The following is a 9,186-nucleotide window of genomic DNA, read 5'->3' on the forward strand; positions in this document are numbered from 1 at the left end:
TAACTTCGCTCGTAAGGGCGACCTTAAGAGCGCAGCCTCGCTACCGTGCCGTCCTCTCGCAAGGCGGCCTTCGCCGGAGGGTATCCCTTGCCTTATCGAAACCTTGGCTGCCAGCGCGCCATGTGACCTCGGAGGCAAGGTCCGGTTCATCTTTGGCCTGATCGAGGCGGTGCAGCCGCGGCGGACGAGCAGATCGAGTAGCCGCGAGCGTGGGAGCGATGATTCCGGCCTCGCCGGATCGAGCTGAGGCCGGCCGACTACAGTGATCTCTCGAAGCTGGGGCAAATAGACACGCTCGACCGAGCTATTAACTACTTGGCCTCGCGTGGTGACACAAGCCTCACACAACACCCATGCGCGCCTCGCCAAGCCGCTCGCCTGTATAGTGGTCGCGGCGGATCGGGCCCCACCACCATTCGTTCTGGAGGTACCAGTCGACTGTTTTGGCGAGGCCGCCGGCGAATGTCTCGCGAGGCGCCCAGCCCAGATCGAGCCGTATCTTGGAAGCGTCAATCGCATAACGGCGGTCGTGGCCGGGGCGATCCGCGACAAATGCGATGAGATCGCGATACCGCCGAGACCCGGAACGGGGCCGTCTGTCGTCCAGAAGGCTGCAGATTGCCTCGACCACCTCCATGTTGCTGCGTTCCGAGCCGGCACCGACATTGTAGCTCTCGCCGACTACACCTCGGGTAGCGATTATGGCCAAAGCGCGGGCGTGGTCTTCGACGAAGAGCCAATCGCGCACGTTACTGCCGGCGCCGTACACAGGCAGCGGCTTCTCGTCGAGAGCGTTCAAAATGACGAGCGGGATCAGCTTTTCGGGAAACTGGCAAGGACCGTAATTGTTCGAGCAGTTCGACAGCACGACCGGCAGGCCGTAAGTGTTGTGCCATGCGCGCACCAGGTGATCGGACGCGGCTTTCGAAGCCGAATAGGGTGAGGACGGCGCATAGGATGTCTGTTCGGTGAACACACTGCCGTCGAAGGGCAGATCACCGAACACTTCATCGGTCGAGATGTGGTGGAAACGGAACCGGCTTTTTCTTTCGCCGGAGAGCCTGCGCCAATATTCCAGTGCCGAATTGAGCAAGCGGTAGGTTCCAACGATGTTCGTCTCGATGAACGCACCAGGCCCGTCGATTGACCGATCCACGTGACTTTCGGCAGCCAGATGAATGACGACGTCAACCCTATCACGATGCATCACGTTCAGAACCGTCCGGTCGTCACAGATGTCGGCCCGCTCGAACCTGTAACTGTGGGCGGTCTCGATCCCCCGCAGCGAGGCGAGATTCCCGGCATAGGTAAGCTTATCGAGATTGGTCACACGGTGATCCGGATTGCCACACAAATGCCGGCATACCGCCGAGCCGATGAAGCCGGCCCCTCCGGTCACCAGAAAGTTCATGACGCCCCTCCTAATGCACTCACCCTTGGGCACCCCCATGACAACACCCCTGCGGCGACCATCGGCACCCAGGGTCCCGTATGAAAGCTGAAGCCTTAGCCGCACTGCCGCACTCAGGCAATTTTGGGGCAGCATGCAGGAGCTCTGACCCGCCGCCAGGCCGCCAAGCGCTCCCTTGGCGGGCAAACGTGAGGAAAAGCAATGGATGCCTGCCTCCTAGGCAGTGACACTCATCGCATCCGACGAATGCCCCTCCCCGCCTTTAACACTTAAGACGACGCTCCGATCGGAACAAACAGCTTGTCGCCATTGTGGTCGATCTCGATCACGTCGTTCTTCCGGCTCAAACGTTCCGCAAATCCTTTGTGGAAGATGATCGCGTTCATATAGGCAAAGGTCATCGCCAGCGCCTCGGTTCGCAGCGGATAATCGACCAATGAATGAATGAGAAGAAAAGACACAGAAAGAAATGCCGCCTTCTGAAGAGGATCTCGCCGGCTCCTCGCGAGGGTGGCAACAAGCGACATAAAGTAAAACACCATTAACAGAATAGCGGATGTTCCGCCTTCGAAAGCTATTTCTAGATAGTCATTGTGGGTATGGTTTACGAAGCGGCTAAAAATCATGCTTTCCCTTTCGTAAATTTGGTATGCTTTTTGGAAATTCCCGAATCCAACGCCAGTTGCCCAATTATCCTTGATGCCCTCGATTGTGGTGCGGGCAAATTCACCTCGCCCGAAAGCTGGATCGATTACATCTGCATCGATCTTCGTCCAGGCCCCGATAGAATAGATCAAAAGCCCTATGAAAATTGCGAGGATGCTCAATCCGCTTATCTTGGAGCGGGTTGACAGAAAGACCACAGACAAAACAGTGACTGTCAATCCGAGCAGAACGCCGGCACGGGAGCCAGCAGCCAAAAGCAGCAGAAGCAGCATGATGAGCCCCAGCGATCCAGACAAGAGATGCCCACGGTAGAGACCGTAGTAGACGACAACGGGTATAGAAATAAACAGCAACGCCGAAAAGTGATTTTGATTTGCGAACAATCCTGCGTTGATCGTAAACGGCAATAACCCGACAATAGCAATCTCGTTCGAAAGGGAATATTGAATTGCGGCTGCCAAGGCGTTGCAGATCACGCCCATGAAGAAGAATGGAAGTAGGCCTTGGACCTGCTCGGCGCGCAACCGTAATACACTCAAAAAAAACGCGGCCGACGCCACCAAGTACAACAGACATTCGATCGTCCGGCCGACTCCGATACTCACAAAGCGATAGGGGGTTCCTCCAAGCCAGGGATCCCCACGCAACAATTCCGGCCGCAAGCCACCAAATATTGCCCGCGGTAGCGGAACGATCTGAAAGGCGACCGACGCCACTGCGAAAATCACGAGCCATAGAAGAGAAGCGGGTATTCTCTTGCCAAACGGTTGCGAAAAGACTGCGGCCGCCGACACAATCGCCGTGACCTCTATCAGTGCATCCGTATAGAGGCCGCTCGCAGTACCACCGCCGATCAGCAGCGATAAAAACAGCACCGACCCCACGAGATATTTATCCCATTCTGACGGTCGATCGTTCAAGATGGAAGTCTCTCAATGCTCAGTTTGTGCATTATCAACGTACCGACATATCGAAATCTCCAGCTTTCGGCAATGGCGGCAGTCTCCAACCTCAGCAACTGCATGGGACAGGCAGCCGGGCCTACGGAGAAATCCTGGCTCAATTTTTGTCGATTATATGTACCCTCCGGGACCTTAAATCGCGCTATTTCGCCGACTGGATCCACGCACCTTATCGACCAAAATAGTTCTTTCGGAAGCTTCAGATCCCTTGCCGTAGCAATTAACGAAATTTTGTATGAACCAGGAGGCAACTCGATATATTGCTGAAGAGCGGTGTTCTTGACTGGTGTATTCAAGAACCTGACTGTCGCCCCTGCTTCACTCTCTGCCGCTTCACGAGATGTTGTGAACGTAACTTCCAAGCCCGATTGATCGCGGATCTGCCAATCGAAGGGTGTGCCGCCGACAATAGGTTCGAAAGTGCTGTTGAAAATGTACCCGCCCAACATGCGCTCTTGATCCGACAGGCTGAAAAGAAACAGCCGATAGGCGGATTCATATTCCTTCTGCCCAATATAGCCGCCAATCACAGCAGACAACTCGCTCGACTTCGGCGGTGCGCTTGATCCCGTTAACTCGAGCAACAGCCGATTGGCGAAATCTAGCCCCTGGGAACTCTTGGCAAGAGCACCGAACAGGCTGGCTCTCCAGGGCGCCTCCGCCCTGATGGCCGTCAGCACCGCATTGTACCCGTTGGGATTTGAAAGAATGGTCGGAAGGCCGTCGGCCACAGCCGCAAATCGGTCTGGCCATCGACGTAGCAATATGTCGATCTCGCCAACGGCCTTTGAGAAATCGCCCAGTTCAATCGAGTGGCCGATCGACCTCTGGAGTGCGTGGATTTCGGTCTTCGAAAGTTTTCGGGCTTGATCGAAGAGTTTATATGCCTCCTCTTTCTCGCCCTGCCGGTATTTGATCTCGCCGATCAAGCTATAAAGACGCGCGTCGCCCAGATTAAAGCGAAGCGCGCCTCTAGCCTGCGCAAGCAAGGCAGGAAGATCAGGCACGTTATTCAGGTCGTTCAGATCGCTGCTGATCTCGCGTATCGATGCATCCACGTTCAGCGGGTCTAACGCAAGAGAAAAGGCCGGTGCTTCGGTCTCAAGAAATCGACTTAGCCCGATCGATGAAGCCAACAACACTAGAACGGATGCGACGAACCAAACGCCTGAAAGCCGGAGATTTTGCGTAAGCGGGCTGGCCCGGTCCATCATCGACTTTGCCCTCAACCTTCGGAGTACTCGCGCCATAGTTATAGTACTGATAGTTCATATATTTGTACGCATAATTGTAGTCAAACTTGTTCACCGCGAATTTTGACATTGCAGCTCCGACAACATTTGCGCCAGCAGCTCGCAGGCGCTTTAAGGCCATCTTCGCCGACTTGCGCGTGACCTGATTAGTCGAGATGACCATCAACGTACCCTCAGCAAGCCGGCTGAGGATAGGCGCATCTGAGAGGCCGACAATCGGCGGAGCGTCGATTACGACAAGGTCGAATCGCTTTCCGAGATTCGTGACGATCAAAGCCATCTTCGGCGACGAGAGTAGATCCGCGGGGTTTGGTGGTATCGTTCCAGAAGTGAGAACGGTGACGTTAGGGTATTTCGTCGCCCTAAAGATGCTCGCCAGATCCTCCTTGCGCACAGTATTTGTCAGGAGGTTGCTAAGCCCAATCGTGTTATCAAGACCGAACAAGCGATGAAGGTTCGGCTTTCGAAGATCGCCATCGACAATGAGAACTCTTGCACCGAGTGCAGCGAAATCCTGGCCGAGCTTGAACGAAGTGGTCGACTTTCCTTCCGAGGGCTCTGAGCTAGTGACTAAGAGCGACCGCGGCGCGCCTTCCGCACCTGAGAATTGTAGCGACGTTCGCAGAGAACGGTACGCCTCCGATAATCCGGATTTTTGGTCGGCGATGCTGGCTGCGAATTCGCGGTCATCCACCGCGGGCAAGATGCCGAGGATCGCAAGTCCCAATTCTTTTTCAACCTGCTCAGGATAGGTAAACGTATTGTTCAAAAGCTCTATAATGTAAATAGCAAACGCTGCCAAAGCCATGAAAAGCACTAATGCCATAGCAAGGTTGCTGCTTAGGCGTGGAGAATAAGGGCGATCTGGCTGCGCAGCAAAATCCACGATTGCAGCACTTTGCGTTTTAAGTTCAGAGCTAACGCCAACCTCATTCAGCTTAGCAATCAAGCCATCGTATTGCGACCTATTCGAATCCACTTCGCGCTTAAGGATAGTGTATTTAATATTCTTGTCATTGAATATGGTTTGCTGCCTTTCCATTTCAGCAAGCTTTGACTTAAGATCCGCTTCCTTGTTCTGCGCCTCCTGATACTTTAATCTCAGCGAATCAGTGATGGCAAAAACGCCGTTGTTGTAAAGACGTTGCAACTCCCTGATCTGCGCTTGAAGTTGCTGCATTTCCGGAAAACCCGGCTTTAAAATACCTAATTTCTGTTGATACTGGCTGGTCAAGTCGGATAATTTTTCGCTGAGCTTTTGCAGGCCTTCGCTCTCCAACACGGCGCCGAGGCTAGCTCCGCGACCTTTGTCTATCTGCTCTACAGCCCGGCCGGCATCGAGACGCTCCTGGATAGCCGTCGCTAGCGCGTTATTAAGCGCCTCAATGTTTGATCCTATAAGGGATTTGTCGTCGCCAGTTATAGTGATTCCCGCTTCTTTTGCATAGGCGACCAATTCCTCTTCGGATTTTTGCAGTTTCTGCTTTACCTGCAATACCTGTTCCTGGATAAATTGGCGTGCGAGATCCGACGTCTCACTAGTCTGGTCAAGGCGTTGATCGATAAAGCTTTGAGCAACCTGATTAGCTACATCGCTTGCATATTTTGGCTTCTGATCGACAAAAGTGATAGACAGCAGACTCGTGTTGGTCACCAAATTGACTGACAAATCATTGAGAACACGTCCAATCGCAATCGCCTCTCGTTGCTCTGGCGTTTTCTCTTGAATTGAGGTGGAGTTCGCAATTCCAAAAGCTCGATAGACAATGTTACTGATGGAGAAGTCCGGTGTGGGAAACAGAAAGTCGGGCCTTTCGCTAAGTCCCAGTTGGAACACCACCCGCTGCGCTAAAGCGCGACTTTTGAGCTTCTCACGGGCTGTCAGGAATGCTCTGATGTCGCTGTTTTCCGACACCACCTCAATGTCTTGAAACACCTTTGCCGAAGGAACCAGCACTTCTAATTGCGTTGTTGCCCGGTATTTCGGCGTCTGCATCATGGTAACGATCACACCGGCTACAAGCCCGGCTGCAGCCATCATGACGATCAGCCATCGGTACTGGACGACGTAAAAGAGCAGTTTGAGTGGATTGAAGCCCTCGTCCTGTTCGGAAAAATCTCGACCGTACGGGCTGCTGAAATTTTGGGCACCGTCATAAAACTGATCGGTGGACAGGGCTTGGCCGTGTCCTGGACCTGCAAGTTGATGTTGCCTATTGCGATCGAGCATGGAGGGAAGGAATCCTAAGTTTTCTTACTCTGGCCGGCAAATCGCCGCTTTAAGGGATCACCGCAATTCGGGCCGCGCTCGATGCGATGCCGAGGGCATCCTTGAGGTTGTTCATCGCGATTTTCGACTTTGAGGCGAAGACGACAATCTTGTCGCCTCCGTAGATGCGTGGATTGCGGCTCTTGCCAGCACGAATTTCCTCCACATTGTAATTAGCGACCAAAGTATTATGCCCGATATTGCGATAGACAAAGACCTTCTTTGCGTCCCCAACATTGTTGAACCCACCAGCAAGGGCAATCGCATCGATGAGAGAAGAATTGCTCGATACTGGGAAGATGCCGGCCCTGGCGACTTCGCCATCGACGGTAATGCGCTGCCCTATCGACTCCTTAACCAAAATGGTCACGTCGGGCGACTGCAGGTATTTACCACCATAGGCGGTTTCGATTTCCTGCTCCAACTGACGGACGGTCTTTCCTGCCGCGGCAATGGTTCCAATGAGTGGAAGCGAAATTTGCCCACCAGAATCCACTTGAACGGTTCTATTCAAGTTATCGACCTGGAACACATTCACCTCGAGCACATCGTTCGGCGACAAAGGCTGCTCGCTGCCGTTTTGAGTGTTTTGCGGCGCAGGCAGATCCTTTACTACCTGCAGGGCACCGCCGCCTGAAATTGGTGCCGACGATGATGTCAGTTGCAGCGCATCTACCGAACTCGACGAAGATGATGTCGTCGACGAGGCGCTCGTGCATGCCGAGATTGTCAGTGAAGCAAGAACGACGAACACCATGCCGATGGGATTTTCTGTGAAATGAAAAAAAGTGACCATCACTCTACCCCGCCCTTGAACAACCGTCCCAATCCTACAAAGCGGCTAATGTTACGGGCGTTTGGCTTGCTCGGGCGTGCTCTTCCGACTGGATCGAGATGCCGGTTCGCCAATATTTCGCCTGGACGTCTCAATACCATATTACGGGCCTCGTGTTCGCCGCACCGCTTCGCGGCAGCGGCAACCGCTTGCGAAAGCCCGGGGCGCCGACGGGTGGCGCTATGAGTATCCGACGCGATAATATCCACTCTGCCCTCGTCGATCAGCTTTTCCGAATAGTAAAGCGCCGTGCGCCCAAAAGCACCAACAATCGAATCTGCTGTAAGCTGGATAAGGCAACCCGCCGCATTCAACCTCTCGACAACGTCATAATTTGTCTTAATCCAGGTCAGACGCTCGGGATGAGTAAGGATCGGGATGAAACCGGCGTTTATGAGGCGTAGAGCGAGATCTTCCATTCTTGGCGGTAAAACATGATGCGGCGGCTCGAACAAGAAATAGCGGGACCTGTTCAAAGTGGGCACACTGCCGAGCGCCAACTGGTCTGGAAGATCCAGCGCAATATGGATATCGGCACCGACGTAAAGAGCCAGTGGTATGGCGGCGTGATGCAGGGCCTGATCCAATGCCTGGACCGCCCGAACTATGTTCGTCGTTCTGTTTTCGTACACACCCGGCGTTACATGCGGCGTGCACGCCATATGAGTCGTTCCATCAGCCACAGCCAGTCGCGCCATCTCCAGCGATTCAGCAAGATTAGGCGAGCCGTCGTCGAGACCGGGCAGGATATGGGAATGCAGATCGATCATTGGCTTTTCTGGCCAGACCGAGGCCAAGTAGCAACCGCGCCGCAGTAATGGACAAATGCGCCGCCCGCGCGATGGCGAATGACGCATTTATCAAATCCATGAAAGACGCAGGCCATAATCGGCGCCGCCTGCTACATTCAAGGCACCAACAGAGCCGATACAGCAGAGACAGACGCCTCAGCTGCCGTCACCCTGCCTGACGCCTACTATCGACTCACGCCGTTGTTGTCGTCCTGCGTCGCAGCAAGAATGCCAGCCGCCCCAGCCATACCGCCAAAGATGAGCAGCGGCGTAAGATCCTTATTAGTGCCTGACGAGTCAGTGGCCGCCGTCTGCTCAGAACCCACGATGTTGAGGCATATCTTATTCTCGACACGAGAAATATCGAGGCTTGAATTGGCCGGGACATCCAAACTACAACCGCCGACATTGACGGAGGCCATTCCCTTAGCACCTACAACAACGCGGCTGCCAAAATCCAGACCACTGCCTGGCTTGGCAGGGCCATACCCGGCACTTTGAGAAACCATCACGTCCCCCTTGGCGCCACTGATCGAACCGATGGGATTTGCCCCCCCGCGATACGCCGTCGCACATGTGCAGGCGCCGTCTTGCGCGTAAGATGAGACAGGGCCCAAACCGATCAACGCCACGCACCCGGCCAAGGCAGTTTTGAAAATAAGGTTCATCCGTCAATCCCTTTATCTGTCCGCGTTTTACTCAGCCCTAATTCAAGGTACACCTGAGCGCGTAACAGTTTTTCGTTTTGATGCCAACCCATTTCGCACATGCGAGATATTTATTTGGTTAAAGCGTGCTCTGCAGAACACAGTTCGCTTGAGAGATTCGCTGCCGACTGAAAGGAGCCCCTTGTCGGTAGTGAATTCCGGATAGTGTGCTGAAGGTTCTGCAAAAAGTTTTGGAGAGAGAACGGGGCTTGCTCTGAGGGGCGAGCGGCCATGGCACGGTGGTGACGTTGCGATCACCGATTCCCGTGGAAGGGGAAGTGCCATGACCAAT

The 9,186-nt window shown here is 54.0% G+C and carries 7 protein-coding genes; all 7 read right to left on the minus strand.

Annotated features, from left to right (window positions below):
- Positions 1–340: 340 nt before the first annotated feature.
- A complete protein-coding gene (gene rfbB, locus NKI41_RS32315) occupies positions 341–1,411 on the minus strand; it encodes a dTDP-glucose 4,6-dehydratase (RefSeq protein WP_352687021.1) in 1,071 nt (356 codons plus the stop codon).
- A gap of 269 nt (positions 1,412–1,680) precedes the next feature.
- Positions 1,681–2,997, minus strand: a complete 1,317-nt coding sequence (locus NKI41_RS32320; RefSeq protein ID WP_352687024.1) for an O-antigen ligase family protein — start codon at positions 2,995–2,997, stop codon at positions 1,681–1,683.
- Positions 2,994–4,253 carry a tetratricopeptide repeat protein gene (locus tag NKI41_RS32325; protein WP_352687026.1) on the minus strand — a complete coding sequence of 420 codons (1,260 nt, stop codon included), beginning with the start codon at positions 4,251–4,253 and terminating at the stop codon, positions 2,994–2,996. The genes NKI41_RS32320 and NKI41_RS32325 overlap by 4 nt, the downstream gene beginning before the upstream one ends.
- On the minus strand, positions 4,141–6,522 hold the full coding sequence (locus NKI41_RS32330) for a GumC family protein (protein WP_352687029.1): 2,382 nt from the start codon (positions 6,520–6,522) through the stop codon (positions 4,141–4,143). Before NKI41_RS32330 ends, NKI41_RS32325 begins: the two co-directional genes overlap by 113 nt.
- Positions 6,523–6,571: 49 nt before the next feature.
- Positions 6,572–7,357 (minus strand): polysaccharide biosynthesis/export family protein, encoded by a 786-nt coding sequence (locus tag NKI41_RS32335; protein ID WP_352687032.1) that lies wholly within the window; start codon positions 7,355–7,357, stop codon positions 6,572–6,574.
- The gene (locus NKI41_RS32340; RefSeq protein ID WP_352687035.1) at positions 7,357–8,166 is read right to left on the minus strand and encodes a tyrosine-protein phosphatase; all 810 of its coding nucleotides are present in this window, start codon (positions 8,164–8,166) and stop codon (positions 7,357–7,359) included. Before NKI41_RS32340 ends, NKI41_RS32335 begins: the two co-directional genes overlap by 1 nt.
- A gap of 206 nt (positions 8,167–8,372) precedes the next feature.
- Positions 8,373–8,855, minus strand: coding sequence for a hypothetical protein (locus tag NKI41_RS32345; RefSeq protein ID WP_352687037.1), 483 nt, complete (start codon positions 8,853–8,855; stop codon positions 8,373–8,375).
- Between the last annotated feature and the right edge of the window lie 331 nt (positions 8,856–9,186).

The sequence above is a fragment of the Mesorhizobium sp. M0601 genome (assembly GCF_040320845.1).
Classification (GTDB): domain Bacteria; phylum Pseudomonadota; class Alphaproteobacteria; order Rhizobiales; family Rhizobiaceae; genus Mesorhizobium.

Excerpts from the sequence above, each read along its gene's own strand:
- NKI41_RS32345 (WP_352687037.1), bottom strand. The coding sequence starts at position 8,855 with ATGAACCTTATTTTCAAAACTGCCTTGGCCGGGTGCGTGGCGTTGATC.
- NKI41_RS32340 (WP_352687035.1), bottom strand. The coding sequence starts at position 8,166 with ATGATCGATCTGCATTCCCATATCCTGCCCGGTCTCGACGACGGCTCG.
- NKI41_RS32325 (WP_352687026.1), bottom strand. The coding sequence starts at position 4,253 with ATGATGGACCGGGCCAGCCCGCTTACGCAAAATCTCCGGCTTTCAGGC.
- rfbB (WP_352687021.1), bottom strand. The coding sequence starts at position 1,411 with ATGAACTTTCTGGTGACCGGAGGGGCCGGCTTCATCGGCTCGGCGGTA.
- NKI41_RS32335 (WP_352687032.1), bottom strand. The coding sequence starts at position 7,357 with ATGGTCACTTTTTTTCATTTCACAGAAAATCCCATCGGCATGGTGTTC.
- NKI41_RS32330 (WP_352687029.1), bottom strand. The coding sequence starts at position 6,522 with ATGCTCGATCGCAATAGGCAACATCAACTTGCAGGTCCAGGACACGGC.